20 protein-coding genes are annotated in these 23,389 nt (G+C 43.1%); 13 read left to right on the forward strand and 7 right to left on the reverse strand.

Annotation, left to right across the window (positions count from 1 at the left end):
- The first annotated feature begins 35 nt into the window (after nt 1-35).
- Complete coding sequence (locus F6K46_RS00760) at nt 36-743, forward strand: hypothetical protein (RefSeq protein ID WP_293055009.1); 708 nt, start codon at nt 36-38, stop codon at nt 741-743.
- Between the two features lie 276 nt (nt 744-1,019).
- Here F6K46_RS00760 and F6K46_RS00765 read toward each other — a convergent pair whose 3' ends face one another.
- A complete protein-coding gene (locus tag F6K46_RS00765) occupies nt 1,020-1,142 on the reverse strand; it encodes a hypothetical protein (protein WP_293055011.1) in 123 nt (40 codons plus the stop codon).
- Nucleotides 1,143-1,211: 69 nt separating this feature from the next.
- Here F6K46_RS00765 and F6K46_RS00770 point away from each other — a divergent pair, with 69 nt between their 5' ends.
- The 11 genes from F6K46_RS00770 to F6K46_RS00820 all read left to right on the forward strand — a co-directional run bounded on the left by F6K46_RS00770 (nt 1,212) and on the right by F6K46_RS00820 (nt 14,071).
- Nucleotides 1,212-2,210, forward strand: coding sequence for a hypothetical protein (locus tag F6K46_RS00770; protein ID WP_075896951.1), 999 nt, complete (start codon nt 1,212-1,214; stop codon nt 2,208-2,210).
- The gene (locus tag F6K46_RS00775; protein ID WP_293055013.1) at nt 2,211-3,008 is read left to right on the forward strand and encodes a hypothetical protein; all 798 of its coding nucleotides are present in this window, start codon (nt 2,211-2,213) and stop codon (nt 3,006-3,008) included. It abuts the gene before it with no gap.
- A gap of 127 nt (nt 3,009-3,135) precedes the next feature.
- Entirely contained in the window at nt 3,136-4,953 is a 1,818-nt protein-coding gene (locus tag F6K46_RS00780) for a TrbI/VirB10 family protein (RefSeq protein WP_293055015.1), read from the forward strand.
- A 445-nt stretch (nt 4,954-5,398) separates the two neighbouring features.
- Complete coding sequence (locus F6K46_RS00785; RefSeq protein WP_293055016.1) at nt 5,399-6,253, forward strand: hypothetical protein; 855 nt, start codon at nt 5,399-5,401, stop codon at nt 6,251-6,253.
- Nucleotides 6,243-7,628: a hypothetical protein gene (locus F6K46_RS00790; RefSeq protein ID WP_075896959.1), complete on the forward strand. Its 1,386-nt coding sequence runs from the start codon at nt 6,243-6,245 to the stop codon at nt 7,626-7,628. Before F6K46_RS00785 ends, F6K46_RS00790 begins: the two co-directional genes overlap by 11 nt.
- Before the next feature lie 323 nt (nt 7,629-7,951).
- Nucleotides 7,952-8,089: a hypothetical protein gene (locus tag F6K46_RS00795; protein ID WP_293055017.1), complete on the forward strand. Its 138-nt coding sequence runs from the start codon at nt 7,952-7,954 to the stop codon at nt 8,087-8,089.
- On the forward strand, nt 8,086-10,032 hold the full coding sequence (locus F6K46_RS00800; protein ID WP_293055019.1) for a type IV secretory system conjugative DNA transfer family protein: 1,947 nt from the start codon (nt 8,086-8,088) through the stop codon (nt 10,030-10,032). The genes F6K46_RS00795 and F6K46_RS00800 overlap by 4 nt, the downstream gene beginning before the upstream one ends.
- A complete protein-coding gene (locus F6K46_RS00805) occupies nt 10,032-10,196 on the forward strand; it encodes a hypothetical protein (protein WP_293116702.1) in 165 nt (54 codons plus the stop codon). The genes F6K46_RS00800 and F6K46_RS00805 overlap by 1 nt, the downstream gene beginning before the upstream one ends.
- Nucleotides 10,197-10,227: 31 nt before the next feature.
- Entirely contained in the window at nt 10,228-10,560 is a 333-nt protein-coding gene (locus F6K46_RS00810) for a hypothetical protein (protein WP_009149093.1), read from the forward strand.
- A gap of 4 nt (nt 10,561-10,564) precedes the next feature.
- Complete coding sequence (locus F6K46_RS00815) at nt 10,565-12,088, forward strand: hypothetical protein (RefSeq protein ID WP_293026787.1); 1,524 nt, start codon at nt 10,565-10,567, stop codon at nt 12,086-12,088.
- Nucleotides 12,089-12,376: 288 nt separating this feature from the next.
- Nucleotides 12,377-14,071: an AAA family ATPase gene (locus F6K46_RS00820; RefSeq protein WP_075896967.1), complete on the forward strand. Its 1,695-nt coding sequence runs from the start codon at nt 12,377-12,379 to the stop codon at nt 14,069-14,071.
- 393 nt (nt 14,072-14,464) lie between these two features.
- Here F6K46_RS00820 and F6K46_RS00825 read toward each other — a convergent pair whose 3' ends face one another.
- Nucleotides 14,465-15,277, reverse strand: a complete 813-nt coding sequence (locus tag F6K46_RS00825) for a hypothetical protein (RefSeq protein ID WP_143727475.1) — start codon at nt 15,275-15,277, stop codon at nt 14,465-14,467.
- Nucleotides 15,278-15,559: 282 nt separating this feature from the next.
- On the opposite strand from F6K46_RS00825, the gene F6K46_RS00830 reads away from it, so the two are divergent.
- Entirely contained in the window at nt 15,560-16,447 is an 888-nt protein-coding gene (locus tag F6K46_RS00830; RefSeq protein ID WP_293055022.1) for a DUF6753 family protein, read from the forward strand.
- Nucleotides 16,448-16,691: 244 nt separating this feature from the next.
- On the opposite strand, the gene F6K46_RS00835 is transcribed toward F6K46_RS00830, so the two are convergent.
- From F6K46_RS00835 to F6K46_RS00855, 5 genes are all read right to left on the reverse strand, one after another.
- Nucleotides 16,692-17,774 carry a tetratricopeptide repeat protein gene (locus tag F6K46_RS00835; RefSeq protein WP_293038160.1) on the reverse strand — a complete coding sequence of 361 codons (1,083 nt, stop codon included), beginning with the start codon at nt 17,772-17,774 and terminating at the stop codon, nt 16,692-16,694.
- A 422-nt stretch (nt 17,775-18,196) separates the two neighbouring features.
- Nucleotides 18,197-19,087: a 6-carboxytetrahydropterin synthase gene (locus F6K46_RS00840; protein ID WP_293055024.1), complete on the reverse strand. Its 891-nt coding sequence runs from the start codon at nt 19,085-19,087 to the stop codon at nt 18,197-18,199.
- Nucleotides 19,088-19,248: 161 nt separating this feature from the next.
- A complete protein-coding gene (locus F6K46_RS00845) occupies nt 19,249-19,950 on the reverse strand; it encodes a DnaJ domain-containing protein (RefSeq protein WP_293019511.1) in 702 nt (233 codons plus the stop codon).
- Between the two features lie 101 nt (nt 19,951-20,051).
- Nucleotides 20,052-21,032, reverse strand: coding sequence for a cysteine synthase A (cysK, locus tag F6K46_RS00850; RefSeq protein WP_293055026.1), 981 nt, complete (start codon nt 21,030-21,032; stop codon nt 20,052-20,054).
- 198 nt (nt 21,033-21,230) lie between these two features.
- Entirely contained in the window at nt 21,231-23,165 is a 1,935-nt protein-coding gene (locus F6K46_RS00855) for an iron uptake porin (protein WP_293055028.1), read from the reverse strand.
- Nucleotides 23,166-23,389: the final 224 nt, after the last annotated feature.

Here is a 23,389-nt window from a genome sequence, read left to right on the forward strand (position 1 = left end):
CTTTTTTCGTAACTATTCAATCAAGGAGTTCAATCATGGCTAAAAATATCACCAAAACTTGGCTACAGTTGTTAATTATTAGTACCCTAATTACAACAGTTCCTAAACCAGCCTATGCTTCTGGTGGAATTGTGGATAGTTTTGTTGACTCGTTTGTTGAGGAATTTCAGAAGGTTAAGTCTTACTTTACAAATTTCTTCGATGAATTTACCAATCTACCAGAAACCATAGACAACGATTTGAAATCAGCATTGGAAGATTCCATGGGAGTTTTAGGTATCCCCGATGTGGAAGACGTCAGAGCTTCAATTGAGGAAAGTCTCCAAGAAAGCGATTACCCAATTTATGAAGGAGACAAACTTGCTAATGAAGTAGAAAGGCAAGTTGCTAGAGCGTCAGCCTCTCGTGTTCTGAGTCAAGAAGGACAGCAGCAGTCAATCCAGGAGCTACAGCAAATGCAGGATACTGTTTCACAGGTACAGCAATCAGCACAAACAGCTCAAAATCAGACAGTTACTCAGAATGTGATCAAAGAAGTCGCTCTTCAGAATGCTCGTCAAGCCGCCATACTCGGCTCTTTGCAAGCCGCTACCGTTGAAGAAGCGCAACGACAAGAAATTTCTAACATGCTCCAAAGCAATATCTCTCGTGCTTTGGATGGACAAACTCAGGCAGATCAATACCAAAAACTGGGCGCTGGTATGGAAACTTTGAGAATTACCTCCTTAAGTGGCTTGTTTTAGTTAGCTAAAGAGTTAACTGTTGACTGTTGATCGTTAATTGTTAACCGTTAACCGTCAACAGTTATCTGGATCCAGAATTCTTCAATTATTTATCAATTCTGAACTGACTCACGCTCCGCACTTAGCACTTATAGGACTACGCATTAAGGTGTTTGACATTGATACAAGCTGAAACGCTCTTTTAGTGAACTTTTGCCTCTTGCCTCTTGCCAATGCCATTGCGCGTAGCGCTATAACACTCCTCACTCACAACTATTTCTCTTATGTCTCCTTGGTCTAGCTTACCTGCTTGTCCCTATTCCTACCTTCTTTGTTTATCCCCATGTGTAGCGATCGCCATGTCTGTTCGTCCTTATATTCCGGATTTCCTCCGTCTGCCGATCTCTGCGAATTCTTCATCTACCCACTCTCCCCAATGTTTCAACTTTGCTGATCCCATCACTAATCACGTAAAGAGGTAATCATTAAATGATAGTCACCCCCAACTTAATCGCTCAATTTAGTAATGGAGCCTCTCAGATTATCCAGAATGGTCGTACCGGACAAATTGCGATCGCAGAAGCCATGAATGAGCTCTGGAGTGAAGTCCTCGGAGGTGGGTTGTATGCTGTGATCGCTACACTGGGGGTGTTTTTTGCCGTGGGAAGCTTAGTTCTATTCATGACTCAATGGGCAAAAGCTTTAATAGAATACGATGAGCCAATTATGTGGTCTGAGATCATCTGGCCCTTATTAGTCGCGGTTTTGTTAGCGAATGATGGAGCAATGTTAGCCAATGGCACCCAAGGACTCAGAAGTGTAATCAACAATACCTCTAATTCACTACTGCAAAACACATCTGCCAGAATTTCTTTGCAAGAATCCTACCAAATTGTAACAGAAAATATTGGGGCAAAGGCGGTTATTGATTCCTTGGTTTCTCAATGTGATTCTATCGTCGATGTTCAACAACAGGTGGATTGTTTAACAAATGCAGAGCAACAAGCACAGGAGTTTTCTAGAACATTACAACCCTCATCTCAGGCATTGCTCTCTCAAATTGGTTCATTGCTGAATCCTCTGAATGTTACTGAACGAGTCGGCTTTGCGTTACAAACCGCAGTAACGGGTTGGTTAATGTCGATTGGTATGGCATTTCAGTGGGTAGCAGAAGTTTCCATGTTGCTAACCGGACTATTAGGACCATTAGCGGTTGGTGCCACATTATTACCTGTGGGAGCTAAGGCAATTTACGCTTGGTTAATTAGCTTTTTCTCCATCGGTTTAGTGAAAATATGCTACAACATTATTGTTGGGTTAGTCGCCACATTAATTGTTAATGCTGAGAGTTATAACCCATTAGTTTTTGCGTTTGTCGCTGGATTAATTGCCCCCATCCTAGCGTTAGTATTAGCCGCTGGAGGAGGTCTAGCTATTTTTAATAGCTTAAACTCCTTCAGTGCTTTTGTATTAGGAGGCTTGAAATAAATGGACAGCACGACTAGTTCTCCTCAGAATAAGCTAAAATTTCTCCAAAGAGGTAAGAAGAGTACTTGGTTATCCAGTTTCAATGTGACGGATAGTCTGGGGATTATCTTAATCAGCAACTTTGCTTACAATACCTTAATTCTGTTTTTCTTAGCCCTGTTGTATGGCGCTCAAGCCAGGCTAGCTAATAAGCCAGCTCCTTCCTTGGTGCAATTGAATACTGGTGAAACCACTGCTGTAGAAGCCATTGGGAATAAAGAACGGACAGCAGAGGTAATTAAAGCATTTACCATTAAAACCATGAGTGACCTGTTTACTTGGACAGGGCGATTACCTGGAAAAGATGGCGTTCCCTTTTCTAACTTAGACTCTGATCCAGGAGTAGAAATTAATGGCAAAGGTAGGCGTCGAGGTAAAATATCTACTCAAGCCTGGAAAGCTAGCTTTGCCTTAGCCGATGATTTTCGTGATCCGTTTCTCTTAAAGTTAGTAGACTTAACGCCATCCAACGTATTTAAGGGCAAAACACAATTTGCTTTTGTCCCCCAATTTGTCAGAGAACCTATTAAAATAAAAGAAGGGGAATGGACAATCGATTTGGTTGGCACGTTAACCGTTCTAGATACTACCAATAATTTGCCTAGCTATATTCCCTTCAACAAACAGGTTCATGTACGGGCAGTGGAGCCTCCTAAGTATTCACCAGGTATGGCAGAGGATAGTCTACCTCCAATTATTGCTAAAGCTAGAGAAAAAGGTTTGGAGGTGGTCAGTATCAAAGATTTAGACTCGAAATAAACCTGAATCATGAGTCGAATAGTCTTGATTACAAGAGTCCAATAATCCAGGTATTCGTCGGTGTTAATACATCCGTGTTGTGCGACTATTACATCAACTGGAATAATTACAGCAACTGGGAGAAATTATGAAGCTATCAGATCTCAAAGACTTTGATGTCCAAAGTCTCGAACATAAATCTGAAGAAGAAATGAGTAAAAAAACTCTGATTCAGCAGAACAATGGTGCAGAGAATACCGCCCCGACATGGACAGAAGAATCATTAGCTGAGTTGCTAAAATTTGATACTAGTTATGACCAAGAACAAAATCCTAGCACTCAGGGGGGAATAGCATCGACTAATGGTACCGCTGATTTAGATCCAGACTTAAATGTTACCCAACAGGAATTCGCAAAATCCGGTTGGGCAAAAGGTGCTTCCGTTGGTGCAGTAACTGGGTCAATTGCTGTAGTCGCTGGATTAGTTTTTACAGGAATGACCTCCTTGTCTTCTAAGAAGAAATTGGTCGAAAAAGTTACTCCGATTCCCACCAGTGTTGAGAAGGAATCGGAAAACGCGACCGATTCTGAAATCGGACGACTTAAGACTGAATTAGCCCTAGCCAAGCAACAAAAACAGATCCAAGCCATTCAAGAGAAAAAAAGACCAAAAACAACCATAGAGCTGGCCAAGTCAGAAGAACCCCCATCCCCATCACCGAAAACACCTCCACCACCTCGTCCTAGGCCAGCAGTGCGTTCAGCACCACCCCCTCCTGTGGTAAGAGCATCAACCCGTCCAGCACCCCGTCCAGTGCGCCGACCGGTGGTAATTCGTCAAGCTCCGCCACCCCGTCCAGTGCAGCAACCAGTAGTAATTCGTCAAGCTCCACCACCCCGTCCAGTGCGCACAGCACCAGTGCGGAGAGCACCAACACCACCCCCTGTGGCAAAAGCACCAACACCTCCTCCACCTCCTCCAGCCCCAGCAGCAAAGATAGATCCCATGGAGCAATGGCTGGCTTTGAGCCAACTAGGAAGTTATGGTTTGAGTTCTGCCAATACTCCAGAAGCGCCAGAGCAAAATGTAGCGATGATGGAACCAAGCCCACAAACACAACCAGTAGCCCAACGAAACAATGGGATCAGGGGACGCTCTACTATTGCTAATACATACTCAATTCCAGCTGTACAGAGAGTTTCCAACTCTCCCAATCCTCCCCAACCCCTCAATGGATCTCCCGTTATTTTTGCTGATCAAGTTGCTATCTCAGAAGAAGCCAGTATTTTAGCTGGTAGAGCCATCAGACGGAAGCTATTTTCCTTTGGTCAAGAAGCAGCTGGGGAATTAGTGACACCAATTGTTTGGACAAAGTCGAACCTATCTCGAAATTCTCAACAACCAAATTTGGATCAACGATTTGTGGTGCGTCTGAGTGAGCCTCTAGTGGATGAAAATAACCAAGTTTTGCTCAAAGCTGGTAGCAAAATTGTTTTTCGGTGTGACATGGTTGATGATAGTGGACTAGTGAATAGTGATGCGATCGCATTAATCATCGATGACCAAGAATATCAGTTACCCCCAGGAGTGATTAGTCTCAGAGGAAATAAAGGTAATCCCATGGTGGCGAATGTCTGGGATCGGGGTTCTGATGATATCGCCAAAAATGACATGATCGCCTTCTTGTTTGGTTCTGCTGCCAAAGTAGGAGAAGTACTCAATCAACCTGAACGGAGTCAAATTATCACCTCCAGTGGTTTTGGCTCAAGCCAGTCTAGCACCTTCACTAGTCGAGACCGCAACCTATGGGGAGCAGTGCTTGAGGGAGGGTTTAAACCTCTTGCTGATGACATTGTACAGCGTAATGCTTCAGCAACACGCCGACTACAAAATTTGCCCAAATTGTGGTACATGGGTGCCGGAAGTTCAGTACAAATTTTTGTCAACACACCTTTTGAGTTGTAGTAGCGATGCAGCGCGGTCTTGGGGGTTCCCCCCATGAGCGACTGCATCAAGAATAGCGTTTTTCAATTTGGTGAGGTACAAATTTTCTGGTTTTAGGGAACAGGGAACAGGGAACAGGGAATAGGGAAGAGAAACCCACCCCTAGGGCGTGTTTTCAAAGTTTTCCGCAAGATTATGATCCCCCCCAGCCCCCCGCGCGGAAGGGGGGAGCCATACTCAAAGTCCCCCTTTTTTAAGGGGGATTTAGGGGGATCTCCGAGTTTGAAGACACCGCGCGGAAGGGGGGAGCCATACTCAAAGTCCCCCTTTTTTAAGGGGGATTTAGGGGGATCTCCGAGTTTGAAGACAGGCCCTAACCCCTACCCTAAATATGTACCTCACCTAATTAAAAACTGCTATACATTTTGACGGTTAAATTTTTCATTTAAGGAGCTTATAACTAGCCATGAATAATTTTTTGTCAGCCTTGCAAATTCAATTAGGTCAAGAGTTAAAAATTAAACCAGCCAAAACTCAAATTCTTTTACTATTTGCTTTATCCCTTTTTCTAGCTAAGCCAGCTTGTGCAGATCCTGGTAATTCAGCTATAGCAGTCAGACGGGTAAGTCTAACCTCTTCTGGGCAATCTTCAGTGCCTCAAAATAACCCAATTCCAGTAGATTTAGCTCCAGGATATGGAGTAAATATCAGTTTTATTTCTACTGGAGAAGTGATTGAAAAACTCTGGATTGATAATCCCTCATTCGTTGCTGTTGATGTCGATGGTTGCTTAGATAACTTAGTTGCTAAAAAAAACTGTGAGTATAATCAGGCAACTGTAATTCATTTGCGCCGCATTGAAGAACTTGATATTCCTGGTATCCCAAAGACAAATAGCACACTTTTGACAGTAGTTACTCGTTCTATTAATGGTAGGCAGATTTATCTATTTAAAGTGACTCCAGCTGACCGACCTAGCGAAGTAGTCATTGAATTTAATAAACCTACTCCTTCCGTAGATTTTATAGTCGTCGATGCCATAGAGCGGGGGATCTTTCGAGCAACCTTACAAGGACTGTTAGTCAAGGGTTCAGAACTCCATAGAAAGTTAGATAATTTTGTCGTTTTTCTCAAAGACGGTCAGACTATTTCAAATGCCGCCACTCAATCCGGTATTTCTTTGGAATTGGCCGATAAATTGCAAAAAATGGGTCGTCGTCCAACTGTTCCAACAGCCATTTCACAAATGAATGAAAAAAAAGACACCATTGAAGTCCTAACTAAAGAAGTGGTAAACCAGGAGAAAAATAATGAGCAGTAACCATCAGATAAAATCCAATAAAAATAAACCTTGGTGGCAAAAGGATAACCATCGGCGAAAAGCCTTTATTCTACTCTATTGGTTCGTCACTGGCTTAGGTCTTTGCTTTGTACTTTCTGGTATTCTTATTGCCTCTGGATTAAGAATGCCAACAGCGGTCGCAACTCTTACTCCTGTTCAAAACAGTAAACTACCAGTAAAAGAAACGAAAATTAAACCCAAGGTAGAAGCACAAGTAAAACCACACGTAAAACCAAATGTAAAACCCAAGGTAGCATTAAATGCTGCAAGTTATCCTCTGCAAGACTATGTGCCAACCACAGCTTGGGAGGGAACTAAACTACCAAATTGGAATCAAGTCACCTTCGGAACTTTTCCCGGTATTTCTCAAGGGGGTTCTTTTCAAGCGTCTTCAGACGTGATTCAAGCCGTAGGTTATGATCCATCAAGGACATGGTTAGCTGGTCAAACACCAGACCAATATATGAAATTAGGAGACTTTCAGCAGATATTTGAGCTACAAAATTTTAGCTTAAATACCATTATGTCCCTAACCGGATTCGACTTAGGAAATTTTTCCTTAGCAGATTTTGGGTTAATGAGCTCCCAAACCTTAGGTAGCTTAGTAGACGCCATCCCTGATTTGGAAAGATATACTATAGAACAGCTGCAACCAGTCTTTGGTTTACTATCCATCAATTTGGCGAGTAGCTTTGACCCAAAAGAAACCTTAGGAGACTTTTTAGCATTCTCACCCCACCTCAGAGACCTTTCCTTTGACACCCTTGACCTATCGGTTTATGGCTTAGATTCCCTACCTGGTATTGATGTTGCTCCCCTCGCTGCATTTAAGGATTGGCAGAATACCAATATCGCTCAAGTTCCTGGTTTATCCCAAGTACCATTTTCCCAATTTCCCAATCCGATTCAAGCACAAGGGAGCGCCATTGGTATTTTGGATATCGCCTTTGGCATAGCTGAATCTCAACGCAATAATACCATTTCCGGTAGTGATCAAGAAGGATTTAAAGTTCCCTGTGAAAGTGAATGCGCTCATATCGAATTAGCTGGTCAGCCAAGTATCAAAGGTAAGCAGTGGATTAGTGGTAAATATCAAGAAGTTGAAGGAGGTTCCGGTTTTTTAGGACAAATAAATGATGGGATGGAACCCACTGGTAGACACCCCTTTGGCGATGCCTTTAAGGTAGTAGTTTGGGATACATCAGAAACAGAAGGCTCTGCTGGTACAGCCTTATTTTTCCGCTATTGTGTCCGTAACATGTTTGTGGATTTAGGGTGTACACCCTATTTCATCGGTCCTGTACCATTTCTGTCCTACCAGGAGCAAGACCCGATCTTTTTAGGCTTACTTTAGTCATTAATTTGAAAATTGTTAATTGTTAAGCTGTTCAGCATTTAGATTGGTATACCTAAATTAATCAAAGGGAATAGGGAATAGGGAACAGCGATGCAGCGCGGTCTTGGGAAGGCAGCGCGGTCTTGGGGGTTCCCCCCATGAGCGACTGCCGTGGTTTCCCCCACTCGCGCTTTGCATCAAGACAATGACAATGGTGCAAGATCTCGGACTTACGCAAAACTAGCCTGAAAATACGATATAGCATTTATTAATTTGGTGAGGTATACAGGATTTTCCCCCTATTCCCTATTCCCTATTCCCTATTCCCTATTCCCGTCTTGATGCAGTCGCTCATGGGGGAAACCCCCAAGACCGCGCTGCATCGCTATTCCCTGTTCCCTAAAACCCAGGACTCTGTACCTCACCCAATTGAAAACCGCTATAGTTGTCTTCAATTTTCGATTTTCAAAGAAAAATGAACCAGACTCCAAATTACGTTGTTAGTCTACCTCCGGGATTAATTTACCAGCAACTTACCAAAGAAAATCTTATAGATTTTTCCCAAACTAATCAGGGAATCACCATCACCAGCTGTTTGATAGCTTTGGGTTTGCTAGCGATAATCCCGGATGGCAAGAAAGGTCAATTAGCGACAGGCTATTGGGGAGGTAAAAAGGAGAAAAAAGCTGCTCGTAAAAAAGCTCAGGAACAGATGGCTAATCTTTCCAGAAACTCCGTTGCTCTCTACGTCGGCACTCCCGAAGACATTCAGAAGCGTCAAGAGCAAGAATGGATCAAGCAGGGGAAATTGAAAAAGCAACGGAAACCTGAAGCTTTCAATTGGTTTAAGCCTGCTGCCGAGTCCTTATATCTTCCCGATGCCCAACGCGGGATTGCCGCCATTGGAGCCAGTGGTTCAGGCAAATCCTTTTCAGTCTGTGACCCTCTAATTCGTTCATCCCTTGACCAAGGATTCCCCACAATTATATATGACTTCAAATATCCAGCGCAAGCAAAACGGGCCGTGGGTTATGCTTTAAAAAGAGGCTATAAGGTACATATTTTTGCTCCTGGTTTTCCCGAGTCAGATGTCTGTAATCCCTTGGATTTACTCAAAGATGAAGAAGATGCGATCGCAGCCGGTCAAATAGCCCAAGTCATTAACCGAAATACAGATTTAACTGGCGGAAAAGCCAGTGGCGATAAATTCTTTGAAGATGCCGGGGATAGTTTAGTCGAAGGAATCTTTTTGTTAACAAAGGCAGTTGGCACCTTAGTAGAAAATCAGCGATATTGTGATATAATGACAGCTCAGGCAATTTTAAGTTTGCCTGAGCTAGTCAGCCGATTGGAATTTGCTTCCCAGGAGAAATTAAATGTTTGGACGACTCGCCCCCTATCCCAAATCATTAGTATCAAAGAAAGTGAAAAAACCGTAGCCGGGATTATCGGAATTGCTCAGAGAACCTTCCAAAAATTCTTGAAAAAAGACTTTATGGGAGCATTTTGTGGAAAAACCACCTTACCTTTAGATTTAGAAGGAAAACAACTCATCGTCTTTGGGTTAGATCGAAATAACCGGGATATTGTTGGACCACTATTAGCAACAATCCTCCATATGGTTATTAACCGGAACGTATCTCGAATTAAACCTCGAACAGACCCTCTAGTTGTTTCCCTAGATGAGCTACCAAGTTTGTACTTACCCCAGCTGGTAAACTGGTTAAATGAAAACCGAGAAGATGGGTTTTGTGGTATTCTAGGCTATCAAAACTTAGGACAATTAGAAAATAGGTATGGCAAAGAGCTAACCAGAGCTATTCTAGGAGGTACAGCTACAAAGTTCATCTTTAATCCCCAAGATCCAGACTCCGCTAAAACCTTCTCTGACCTATTAGGAGAGTTTCAAATTCATTTCAAATCCAAATCCAAGAGTAGTGGCACAGGGGGCAGTTCTCACTCTAAATCCGATCAAAAAAACAAGCGACCACTTTTAGAGCCCGCTCAGTTTATTAAATTACCTACTGGTAAAGCAGTGATCATCAATCCCGCTTATCAAAGAGCCAAAGAAAGCTATGTGCCTTTGTTAGAACAAATTCAAATTCCTGAATCTGATCTTAAAGAGCAGGAGTGGTCAGAAAATTTATGGGAGAGTATTCGAGACCATTTAATTAAAGTCAAGAGAGTATCTCACCGAGTTTCTAATCAGCAAAGGGTGCGTCAACTTAAGGAGAGAATGGCATTAGTAGAGCAATTATTTCCATTGCCAACAGATGGAGCTAGACAAGCACCAGCATCATTTTCTCCTACCCCAGCACTAATACCAAAATCTGGATCTAGCTCATCCACGGCAACTTCTCATTGGCCTCCACGTCTATCTGATCAAGATGTCTCACCAGACCTTCTGGAAGGAAGTTTTTAATGAGTTACTTTGTTACAGGTTACAGGTTACAGGTTACAGGTTACAGGTTACAGGTTGCAGGTTGCAGGTTGAACGCGATCGCGTGGCCTTTTGGCCAAGGTTGCATGTTGAACGCGATCGCGTGGCCTTTTGGCCAAGGTTACAGGTTACAGGTTGCCATCTGATAACTTGAAAATTGTGTAATTGGAGGAAGCCATGTTTTCTAACTATAAAATAAATCCTGTAGAGGATTTAGATAGGGCAACAAATAACTTATCTGATCTACCCTCATTACCCATCGACTATTTTCCTAATGTGATTGAGATTTTTGATCAATATGGATTATTAGCTGGCGTAGTGGTGTCCAAAGGCATACCCTATGAAATGCCTAGGCACAACGATCAGGTCAGTGACTACAATGCTTGGTATTTCGATGGGCAGCTTTGCGTGTTTTATCGAGGAAAAAATATTTTGCTTGATCGCACTCAGAACTTGCAGCACCGAGCAGCAATTTTTGGAGCCTTAGGCTTGGGAGCATTAGGAGTTTAAAACCATGGCAAAAGTAACAATAGTCAGTGAGTCCTATGTATCCTCTTTACAAGGACAATACCAAGGTGTCATTTCCAAATGGTCAAGTGGACTGGCAGCCTTTAGGCAAAAGCAGCAGCAAAAGCAAGAACAAAATCGACAGGGTCAACAACTCAATGGTCAGGTATACAATAGTAATCAAGAGCCTGAAATCCAAATTACCGACGGTGATCAAGTAGTCTATGGTAAAGATGGAGATAGGTTGGTCAATGACTTAAACTCAGACATCATTGGTCAGTTGACTTTAGCCAAAGAGTCATCTGTAGGAGAGATGGTTGGGGTCACCAATAAAAAAGTAGAATTGGATGGAATCGTTATTTTACAAACCAATGATGAAGGTGTTGTAAAGGTTAACGCTTTTGATGAACAACAGCTACAGGGGCAACAACAAAAGGTATATAGTCCAATTCAACCACAAAACCAACCTTTAAAACCCAAAGTCCAACCCGTAAAAGCTAATACTGAAACCAGAGGTGGATTATATTCAGTACGACGGTCAGTGCAGGCTTTAGAGGATACACCACTAAAGCAGTTTTTGCAGTCCCAGGTTAATGAGATGCGTATGCTTCGTAGTGCTCAAAAACAAAAACAAGAAGCTATGCAATCGGAGTTTCTATCTGAATTAATTGAAGCCCGAATGCTTCAATCAAAGCAGCCTAGTTGGTGGGAAAAGGTCGTTTCACCTATTTCAGAAAAAGTAGAAAAATTCAAAAATGCTGTGTCTAATTACCATGAAACATCCCGTCAAAAAGAAGCTGCTGCTACCTTAGTCCGCTTAATCAATTCCCAAGCATCACCAGGACAAGATACCTATGAATCAGCAGAGTATACGATTCATCGCGAGGATAATTCCTATGCAATGAGGGACAAAAAAGGTAAGGAATTGATCAAGTTTCGCGCTGGTGCTCTAGGGGTCACTGTACAGGGAGAAACCAAACTTAGTGAACAGCAATATCAAGAAATTTCACAGGTAAAAAAGCAATTAGATTGGGGACAGAAACCTGAGGGAAAATTTCGGCAATTAGGAGCTTCTGAGGCTGACTACTTTAGCCGTGTCAAGGCAGTTGCAGATACATTGGTCGAGTATGCCCAATCACAAGGAAATACTGTCCAGGTTGAAGGTAAACTCAACTACAACTGGAGAGCAACTCCCAATGGCGATATCACAATTGCCGCTAAGGACAGACGAGGAACCATCTTTTCACAACAGAAAGGACAATTCATGTCCCAGATGACACAACGGGATTTATCCTACTTTGAGCAAGCCTTAAAACCCTTAATGAGCCAAGCGCCACAACGCCTAGTTCAGCCCTCTCGATCATCAGTGCAGTCTCTAAAATCTCAAAGCCTAGGTGCTCCTAACCCCTTTGCTCACTCCAGTTTAACAGCACTGGCTTCAAGCAATGGACAGGCTTTTCAACCCCCAGCTAAAACACCTATATCGCAACCGATTAATCTCAAACAGAAATCAAAGGAGCTATCTTTGTAAGGCTTTTTGTTAACTGTTAACCCTCAACAATAAACCACCTGAACTATAGCATTTTTAATTTTATCGAAAGGGAGCATGTCAAATTTGTAATTAGGTACATAGATCCCCCCTAACCCCCCTTAAAAAAGGGGGGAATTAGATTGAAAAGTCCCCCTTATTAAGGGGGATAATGGGGGATCTGAATCAGGGATTAACAAAACTGACATGCACCCTTATCGAAACTTTGGTGACATCACCTATTTGGAAAATGCTATAGTTTAATTTTGACTGAATAACGTTTGATTGAGAATGAATATACCCGAAGTTGGGACATTATTAGAATGCTATAGAGCAGTATCTATAGGAATTCCCTTGATTGAAAGACACAATGTACTTAGGTGGATTTGTCAGAGTCTTACTCACCATGGAGTATTCTTGGTTTACCTCTGGAATTTAGCTAGTCGTGGATTTCAGAAAATTGAGTGGGATGGAAATTCTCAAACCTTAGAAAGTTCAATGGTTAATGTCCTAGAAGAGCGTGAGGCATTTTCACAGGTTGTTGAAGTGTTGAATTTTTGCCAAGCCTATTCTGGTAAAGCCTTATTTATCTTAGAAGATTTACCGTCTTTACTCGATAGTGCTGACAGTGGGCAAACCATAACCATCAGAACCTCATTGTCTAATGTTCTCTACAACTTTGGTCTATCAAGCGATAAGTTTCTAATTCTTTTGGATACGGGGGAGAATGAGTTACCTCGAATTTTAAACTCAATTATTCCTGCTGCCGAATTTCCTTTTCCAGAACCCAAGGAAGTCACGGCATTATTAAAGACTCATTTAGTAGAATATGGTTTGGCTGACCAAGAAACACCTCTAGACGATAGACTAGCTCGGTCTATCGGGGGATTGACCCCGGAAGAAATTCGGATGGCTGTCAAACTGGCGGGGAAAAAAAATAAATACGCTCCCATAGTGTCTTGCCTCTTAAGCGATCGCTCTTCAGAGCGCGCCAAAGGCGAACGCAAGCAATTTCATATAGCAGTCAATAAAGCCCAATCTCAATCAGAGCTAGCCAAGCAATTAATCAATTACAAAATTCACAGACTCAAAGGATTTGGTTTAGAATTCCTCAAACCTGATGTTGGGGAATTTGGGGGATTAGATAAACTTAAACAAGCCTTGGAATGGGTGAAACAAGATTTTTCTGATCAAGCCAGAGCTTATGGGATTCCATTGCCCAAGGGATGGCTATTGATTGGTCCTCCAGGAACAGGAAAAACCTTTGCTGCCAAAGTCTGCGCTCAAACCTTAGGATTTCCTTTAATTAGCATGGGAGTGGATTTAGTAATTGGTAGTAGTCCAACCCATTTAAAACGACTTTTGCGTCGAGTTGAGGCCGCGAGTCCTTGTGTTTTGTTTCTCGATGAACTGGATAAGTTTTTTGATTCCCAAACAAATAACACCAAACAAATTCTAGGAATTCTCTTAACCTGGTTGCAGGAGAAGACAACTCCTACATTTGTGATTGGAACTCTCAACCGATTAGATGCTTTGCCTCCAGAATTAACTCGTGCTGGCAGATTTGACAAACTGTTTTATGTGGGTTTTCCCAAAGAGATTGAGCGGTTTGAGATTTTTAAACTCCATGCTAGCCGATTTGATCCTCGTTATCGGGAGGGAAATGGACCATTAACAGAAAAACAATGGCGTCGATTATTGAGTGCAACACGAAAATGTACTGGAGCAGAAATTCGTGCCATTGTAGAATCAGCAGTGCAGCGAGTGTTCCATCAAGGTCAGAGAACTCCTTTTAAAATTGAATTGGAAAATCTATTAGAGCAGCGAGAAGCAATGACTCCCTTGTATTCTCAGGATACAGAGAGAGTTTTAGCAATGGAAAATCGAGCAGAAGGGGTTTGTAAGCCTTCCTCTTCACCAGATAAATCAATTTTTGCTAGGGAAATAACTACCTTGTGGGGAGAAAGATTAAATGTTGGGTCTTAAGTGATATCATGTCCCGATAATTATCCTTAATACCAATTTTTACAGCACACTATCTCCCCATCAATCTTCTTTATTATGGGTATTCAACCGGACTTAATCTGATATCTAATCCGATTTAATGAGTAATGGGTAATGGGTAATGGGTAATGGGTAATTGTGATTACTCTCGTACCATTACCCATTACCACTTAAGCCTTACCGATTACCAACCAGTTTAATCAAGGAATTTTATACCTTGATTAGGTTTAAATATAGCAGTCGAAGTAAAGGTTAAGACATATTTATGTTCCCTGTTCCCTTCCCCCCTTACTAAGGGGGGTTAGGGGGGATCCCTGTTACCTTGAAAACAAAATACTATGTCCTAAACTATACTTTCCTTGCTATAACTGCTGATTAAGACTTAAATTCCAGCAGAGAATTTATCCCCAGTTTGCTGCAAGACGATAGGAGATAGACAGCTTTAGTATTGCCTTTCAGGGCAAAGTATTCCCAAATATGAAGACAATCTCCTAAACTCATAGTTTTCATTATCCCTTCAGTTTCTGTATAACAGAATAGTATCTTACCAGAAAAACCTTTTGCTTTCAATTTTTTTAGTTTTCTCCTTGAGTTAATAATTCCCACCAGTAAAGCAACCGATGAGCCTATGGCATCCATGGCAGCGGATAAACTAACCCGAAACTCCTGATCATCCTCTGTTTTTAATATTTCTAATTGGGATTGACCAATTGTAATCCTAGTCGGGGTTGCTTGTAGCCAATCTGAATCTTGGTTAATTAAGTTCACCCTTGGTTTGATTAATTGATTTGGGTCTTGCTCTAATTGTTCAATGAGTTGCTTTAAGGAAACTGTTTGATTTTTATCCAGGTAGGCGGGGATGAGATTGTCTGACACTAAATATTTCCAATAAGCCAGTAAGCTCTTGAGAGGATAAACAGTCAAGTTTCTCTGGGAAGGAGTAGTAACCCATAATTTTTGATAGCCATTTTCTTCAAGAAATTGTTGAGCTTGTCTTGGAGACTGTCTAATCGGTATAGACATTTGCCGTAAGCTAAAAATAATTTGGTTATCAAGGCTATAAGCTCCTAGGGTGACTTCGTTTAATTGAAGACAGATATGATCTACGTGGGGATAATCCAAAAAATCATCATCAATTATCTGAGGATCAGTGTGATAAGTTTCAGCACTTAGGTGGGTCATAGCCATAAATTCCTTCTTCTAAATCCCTTGATTTAAGTAAGCATTAAGCTATTAGCAGTCAGCCTGCGCTTAGCGCGTTAGCTAACTGCTGAATGCTTACTGATTTAACCTGTTCAAGTTTTTGACTGTTTCTCTTTCTTGGTAGTACTCTCTAAGCAGAGCAACGGATTGATTATGTACATATAACCCCTTATAGTAACGTTCCTTTTTTCAGAGAATTTTTCTCGTTTCAGGATTTTAACGTCTCTATGTAACAAATATTTACAAATCTTGTTATTCTCGAATTTTATGGCTATTTATAAAGAAGTAAGCAAACAAGGAATTAGGGAAATGGTAGGAAGTAATCTTTCTCAAGAAAACCTCTCCCACATCAAGCAACCTGAAAGTCTGTCAGATTTAATTGACGAGAGGGATAAGACGGATTACTCTCTATTGGAAAAGCTGTTAGAAGGACGTTCGGATAGCTTTAAGGCAAAAATTTTAGATTTAGTTGTTGCGACAGAATTGGACGCTAATGACCCGCTATTCCTATTTTTGGTAGCAACGTCCAGTTTGGAAACAATGTTAGCAGATACTCCTAAATCCTTAGAGCAGTTATTCCGAAGTTGGGAAAAGGATATCCAGCAGATGATTGATGTCGTCGGGCAATCCACCATGGATATTCAGCGCCAAGAAATTTCTAAAGCGATCGCTCTTCAGAGCGCGCCAAAGGCGAACGCGTCTGCCATAGAGCAATCAAAGGTAACCATAGAATCCAAGTCAGAAAGACAGCCCTGTTCCTATCCACCCAAAGGCTCAAGGGATTTTCTGGTTGCTAAGACATCTCCTTTTATAAACATTACAGCCATCTGTGGAGCTGTGGTTTTGTCATTGGTTTGTGGACTAGGAGCGGGTTGGGGACTATCTCAGTTAAGTCAGCCAAAATTAGACCCCAATGGTTCTAGACAACTAACCCTAGACGAAGCAGATACCTTAAATTGGGCAATCAGTAAAGAGGGCAAATTAGCCAGAAATATAACCAAGTGGAATGCGGGCTATTTGGATAACTTAGAATGTCAAAAGGATGCCATAGAGGCAGGAATCCGGTTAAACTTTGGGGGCAAAAAAGCGACTAGCGGCTATTGTCTACTTTGGGTCGCCCCTCCGAGCCAGCGCAAGTATATAGACAATGAGTGATCCCAATTTTAGATCAAGTCAGGTTGAATACCCATAATTAGAGGGAGGGTGGGAAGTGTGGGGAGGGTGGGAAGTGTGGGGAGATGGGGAGATGGGGAGATGGGGAGATGGGGAGATGGGGGAGATTTTATTAAGGGTAATTATCCCGACATGATATTATAGGTATTTTGATAGAGATTAGTGTCGGTTTTGTGGGAATGGCTAATAGGTACGAGCCTTATCCCCACCAGAACTACCATTCCGATTAGGGATTAGTCAGTGCTAAATTTTTCTGATGGTACTCCATAGCTTTGGTGTAGTTTCCTTGAGAGTAATAAGCAGCTTTCAGACTAGCTATGGCTTTTTTTGCTGCCTTCCGGTCACCGATGGCTTGGGCAATACTCAAGCGTTGTTCATAGTATTCAACCGCTTGGCCATAATTGTCTAAGGCATCATAAGCCTTTCCCAAGCGACCTAAGGCTTGTTGTTCTAGACGGCGATTACCCATTTGTTGAGCTTTGAGCAATTGCTGCTGAATATAGTAAATCCCTTGAATATAATCTCCTAGTGCCAAGCAAGCATTACCCAGCTTGCCTAGAATCTGTCCTTCTAGGGGACGATCACCCATCTGCTGTGCGATCGCAAAACGCTGCTCGTAATAGTCAATAGCTTGAGCATAATCACCGATGGAGTAGCAGGAGTTACTGAGATTTCTCAGAATTCGCTCCTCCAGCTCAGGTAACCCAAGAGTCTGGGCAACATAGAGGCTCTGTTGCTGGCAAGCCATTGCTCGGGGCAAATCTCCTAGTGCCTTATGGGCCAATCCTAGATTGTTCAAGGCAGTCACCTCTCCCAGTCGGTCTTGGAGTTGCCGCATAATAGTTAGGCTTTTTTGACCATAGTCAATAGCCTTGAGGTGATTTCCTTGGTGACGGTAGGCATTTCCCAAAATTCCCAAAACCTGGCCCTCAAGACGCTGGTCTTTGATGTCTTTTGCGATCGCAAGACTTTTGTTACTATATTTTATGGCTTGTTGAAAGTTGTCCAAGGAATAAGCAGTCAGGGCCATACCACTCAGAGCTTTTCCTTGACCCCGTCTATTTCCCAATTGCGCATATATTGCTAGTGCCTCTTGGAACGACTGTCTTGCTGCGAAGAATTGACATCGCTGGTGCTGCTCAATCCCTTTCTCTAAAAGTTGAGCAGCTTCACCGGCGCGAGGGAACCGCGCAAGGTCATCAACATTATCTGGAATGTTGTTTGGTAATGTAGGAACGAAAGTTTGGCGTGCTGCCTCTGCTAGACGCTCCCTATATTGGCTGTCATCACACGGCAACCGGCTCTCCATTCCTATTGCCTCTTACGGATCATCAAGAGTTTTGTAGTTTTCTAAGTTTGCGCAATCGAGTAAAATCCTTTGCCATATATTCCCTTGTTTTGAATTGCTCAAGGTCGTATCTCATCCTTTGAGTGAGATACCACGGGGCCATTAACGAGGATATGAAGGCTTTCGGATTTAGCGCAGCTGGACCTAACAGTACGAGTGCGGATACTTGACTACTATGATAACCGCATCAATCCTGATTCCGGCCACTTTACCCTTATCATAACAAATGATATACTAACTCTAACTTATGGATGATTTAATCTCAGCAAATAAAAATCCCTAGCTAAGCATTCAGCCTAGGGCTAATGCGCTTAGCCCATGCTACGCTTGCCAGGTATTGAAAGCAGCCCACCGCGCATCAAAGATTTTAGGTGGGGACTGGGCTAAACTTTATTATTCAACTCAATCAAGGTCAGCCGAGTTTCTCTAGATGATGTTGCTGGTGACTTGGTAGTCTCTGGTGTGCAGTAGACTTCGCAGGAGTTATTGGGACTTTCAATCAATTTCACCTTATGAAGTTGGACATCCAATTCTTGAATTGGTTGTTGCAACAACTGACAAATATAGATAGCAATATTTTCGGCAGTAGGAACAACCCGGACAAAGTATGGAATGTCTTTATTGAGGAAAGTATGGTCAAAAGCTTCCACGACATATTCATCCATGACTTGCTGCAAGGAGCCTAGATCAACAATCATGCCAGTGCGCGGATCCATTTCACCCTTAACAGTCACTTCTATGTGATAGTTATGTCCATGTCCGTTGGGACGAGCACACTTACCGTAAATCTGGTAGTTTTCCTCGTCACTGAGGTCAGGATGAGCTAGTCGGTGAGCAGCGCTAAAGTGGTTACTGATAGTCAGATATACTTCCATACCGTTTCCTTGATAGTCAGCCCAGAGTTTTGGATGTTCAAATAGCTGAATCTTCAGTAGTGGTAGGTAAGTAACCAAGTGCTGCCAAATTACTCGTGCTATGTTTTCGGTAGTAGGTAAGGTTTGCTGAAATTCTGACCAAACCTCATTGAGATAAGCGTAGTCAAGTTGGCTGGTGACCTCTCGTTGGATCACCCTTTTGACTTTAGAAAAGTTTTCCACCATGCCATACTTATCCAACTGAGCGGTCAGGAAAACGAACAGAACGTAGTTGTGTCCGTGTCCAGGAAATCGGCTACCCAAACCAAACCGCTGAATGTTCTGAGCTTCACTCAGTTCTGGTAACCAGTATCGGTGGCTGGCTGAAAACTCAGCACGGCGCTTAATGACGCATTCCATGTCAAGTTAGGTAAACTAGACTTATGTTCAGCATAAACTAATTTGGATTAGTGGTCGTTAGTCATTAGTTATTAATGATTATTCATTAATCAAGTCCCTTTTGCATGTAAGTCAAGATTGATCATTCTTGGGTTTGCTACAAAAATCCTATTGGTTACCCATTACCAAAAATCTTTAACTGTGTCTTTAGCTTCCCAGAGCAGATGGGAGGCAATTCTGAACAGTTCTTGACCTGTGTGTAGGTGGTAGTCGTCGTAGTTAAGGGTAAACAGCTTTAATTCTTCTATGCCATCTCCTAACTGATTAAGACAGTAGTAGAGGTTAGCAGCAGCACTGGCAACGGTGGCAGGATTAGGTTGAGAATGAAACAGCCTCTGAGCTTGATGGAGATGATCACCACACTCTTCCAGATAAGCTTCAAACTCTGCCATGAGTTCATCATCAAACGGGTCAGCCGAGAGTTCATCGAGTTGAGCCTCTAGAGGCTCAAGGATATGACTAATCCAGTAGTTTACAGGTTGATAAATTTGCTGCAACCAGTACCCTAGCTGGGCATCAGTCTTTTTTCCCTTTTGCCGATGATGCTGGTAATGTCTTTGGGCATCAGCTGTTCGCTGTTGTCGATTCTGATGCTCTAATGAATGCTGAAAGTAATGCCTCTTTTGGTCATAGGAACGCCGTCGCTCAGGGTTACTGAGTACCTCATAGGCAGCATTAACTTGGATAATTTTTTCGGGATCAGCGGTGGGGCTGTTGCTATCTGGATGAAAGCGCTTGGCTAGCCGTCGGTAGGCTTGTTTAATTTCTAGGGTCGTAGCGTGGGGATGAACATCCAGAGTCTGGTAGTGATTCGAGTCTGACATGGGCGACACTAAACCTACTTAAACCGGCAGCGATAGTATAATTGAGGTACCAAGTAAGCTCAATCCAATATTTCCATAGATTTCCAGAGGTTTTAGGATAACTAGTGAACCGAAGCGCCTTGCCCCATCACACTATCAGTGGTGGCTGTTGGCTCTTGGAACAGGGGGGTGCTCAGGTACCGTTCCCCAAAACTTGGTTGAATCATCACAATCAGGCATCCTTCATTTTCTGGACGTTTGGCAACTTGAATCGCCGCTGATAGTATGGCTCCAGTGGAAATGCCGGAAAGAATTCCTTCTTCACGGGCTAAACGACGACCGTATGCGATCGCATCATCATCCGTAACTGTAATCACCTCGTCCAGAAGTTCCACCTTGAGTACTTCTGGAATAAAACCCGCACCGATACCCTGAATTTTGTGAGGTCCTGGAGACCCTCCAGAAAGTACAGAACTACTAGCTGGTTCAACTGCGATCGCTTTAAAACTGGGCTTACGTTTTTTAATCGCTTCAGCAACACCAGTAATTGTACCACCCGTACCGACTCCAGCCACCAGGAAATCCACCTGTCCTTCCGTATCGTCCCAAATTTCTTCAGCTGTGGTATAATAGTGAATTTTTGGGTTAGCTGGATTACGAAACTGTTGCAGCATATAGGCATTGGATGTGTTTTCTACAATTTCTTGAGCTCGCCTAATACAGCCACCCATGCCTTCACTACCTGGTGTCAGTTCCAAGTGAGCACCATAAGCTCGCAACATAGCCCGTCGCTCTATGCTCATTGTCTCTGGCATGGTTAGGATCAGTTGGTAACCCTTGGCTGCCGCTGCCATTGCTAGAGCAATACCTGTGTTTCCCGATGTCGGTTCCACCAAAATAGTTTTGCCGGGGGTAATCCACTCATTCTGCTCCGCTGCATTGATCATGCTAACACCAATCCGGTCTTTGACAGACGAAGATGGATTCATTCCCTCTAACTTGGCTACAATTCTAGCCACACAGCCTTCTGCTTGAGGAATACGATTCAATTGCACTAGAGGCGTCCGACCAACCAGTTCGGTAATATTTGGAGCAATTCGCATAACTGTTGGAAATTCTGAGTTATTAGTTGTTCTCCATCATCCTAGTATTTTTTGACACTTTCACCCCTTCAAACAAAAATCCCCGCCTCGGGGCAGGGAAAAGTCAACTAACTAATGGTCAATACTCCTTGCGGTGCGACCCATGGGGAATTTAATTCTTAATGGATCAAGCGCACCAGGGGCAATTAGCCAAGGTCTCTAGAACGTGAATGTGGTTCTGATGGTACCAATCACAGCATCATCATTATCATCACTCTGCTCTGGATTAATCACCCAGATCACACCAGGAGTGATAGAGATATTATCGGATAGCTGATACTTGTAGAAGCCTTCTATGTGAATCGGCGTCTCAATCTCATTCAAATCCGAATAGGGCACTGCACCACCAAAGAAACCTAACACACTACCTTCTTTGCCAAAATCGGGGAAGGCTAAACCACCGCCGTAACTCCAAATTTCACCACCACCTTCACCAATGACAATCACATCGGTGTAGTTGAAAAATCCACTAAAGGAAATCTTGTCGGTGAGGCGAAAGGCTAATTCTGCTCCGTAGGAGTTGGTTACCTTGTCAGCTGAATCACCTATACGACTAGCAAGAAGTGCGTCTTGATTCAAGTTGGCAGCACGGGTACCTACGATACCATTTTCTCCAGCGCCTTTGCTGAATATGGCACTGTCCTCTTTATGGAAACCATGGACGTAAGTAAAGCCCACACCAATCCGGTCGTTGACGTTGAAGTTCAACTGACCCAAGGCAGAATAATCACCATTAAACAGACCTGCCCCTTCATCAGGATCTGAAGCATTCCCAGCTAGGTAACCCAGTGTGACAGTACTTGGTCCAATCACGCTCTCTAGTAAACCAAGTTGGAAGCTAACCCCTAAACCAGCACCACCACCAATCCGATAGATGGGGTTTTGTTGAGAAAACGTGGATAGAGAGCCACTACCACCATCGAAGTCTTGGAAATAGGGATTGAGTGTAGGAACGTAATCATCATGCCGACCACCAAAGGCAGCAATGTAAGTTGATACTTGACCAAACGGACCAATAGGAATGTCACCGTAATAGGCTAACCAGTCAACCCCTATATCGTTCCCGTCACCAGTACCATCAATCTCAGTGTTAAAGGTCTGGGTCAGTTCTGGGGTAATCTCACCCCCCTGTGTGAAGGCATTCAGGTTACCAGCACTCAGACGAGTTACCAAACTGTCTTCACCAGTGAAGCTGGTGTCGAGAACTAAACGAACCCGGTCACCAAAGACAACTTGGTTATTGTCATCTTCCCCAAAATCACCAAAGTTATTGGTCAGGGCGAATATCACTTCCCCTTCCAGTTTCGTAGTAGTGGAGAATTGGTGATCCTCTAGGAATGCGACTCGACCTTCGAGGTTATCGACCCGTGCTCCGAGGGTAGCCAGTTCTGCCTCAAACTCTTGAATCAGCCGTTGCAGCGTTTCTAAGTCTTCACGGGTAATAAAGTCAGCAGTACTAGCAGCAATTAAACGCTCAATCTGGTTCAAACAAGCGTTCAAGCCAGCCGCAAATTCATAACGGGTGGTAGCACGGTTGCCACGGAAGGTGCGGTTTGGGTAACCAGCGATACAACCGTAGCGCTCTACCAGACTACGCAGAGCTTCATAAGCCCAGTCTCCAGGGGAAACATCCCGCAGTTGGGAAACGCTAGTTACCTGATCTTGGCTGTTACTACCTTCTTTACCGTAGCGTTGAATTTGATTTAACAGCTGGCTGTTATCTGATGCTGAGGGTACGGCTTGGGCTATTTTTGTTTCCGCCTCCGGTACGTCTACCTTAGGAACTAGGGTATCGACTTTTAGGGTTGATGTTCCCTCACCCAAGGTAGAGCCCATCTTCGTGGAAAAAACTGCCGTATCCTTTACTTCTGGGGCAGTGGGTGCCGCCGCGATCGCCTTTGGCGCGCTCTGAAGAGCGATCGCAAGTGTCTTTACTGGGACAGCTTGACGTGGGGCAGTTTCCGTGGTAATTTTACTCTCAGCTGTTAACGAGTTGGCATTGTTGGCTGCCTGTACCTGATTGGTACCAAAGGCGAGAGCAGCACCCACTACAGCAGGACTTATCAGTAGGGACTTCAACAGTAGTTTAGACATCTTCTCTTAATCCTCACACCTTTACAATTATTGAACTCTCCCCCGGATCAATCACGGAGGATACTAAGCTGATGTTACAACCGAGGGCATTAGCCACATCTCGTAATGCTTACGGTATGATATCTTCACGGTTATTGAATACATCATCCCGTTTGGGAAGGTTCAAAACTTCCCGACCGACCTTGACTATACAAATTCCTAGCTGGATCGTTACTTTTTTCTTG

Source organism: Moorena sp. SIO3E8, assembly GCF_010692445.1.
Lineage (GTDB): Bacteria > Cyanobacteriota > Cyanobacteriia > Cyanobacteriales > Coleofasciculaceae > Moorena > Moorena bouillonii.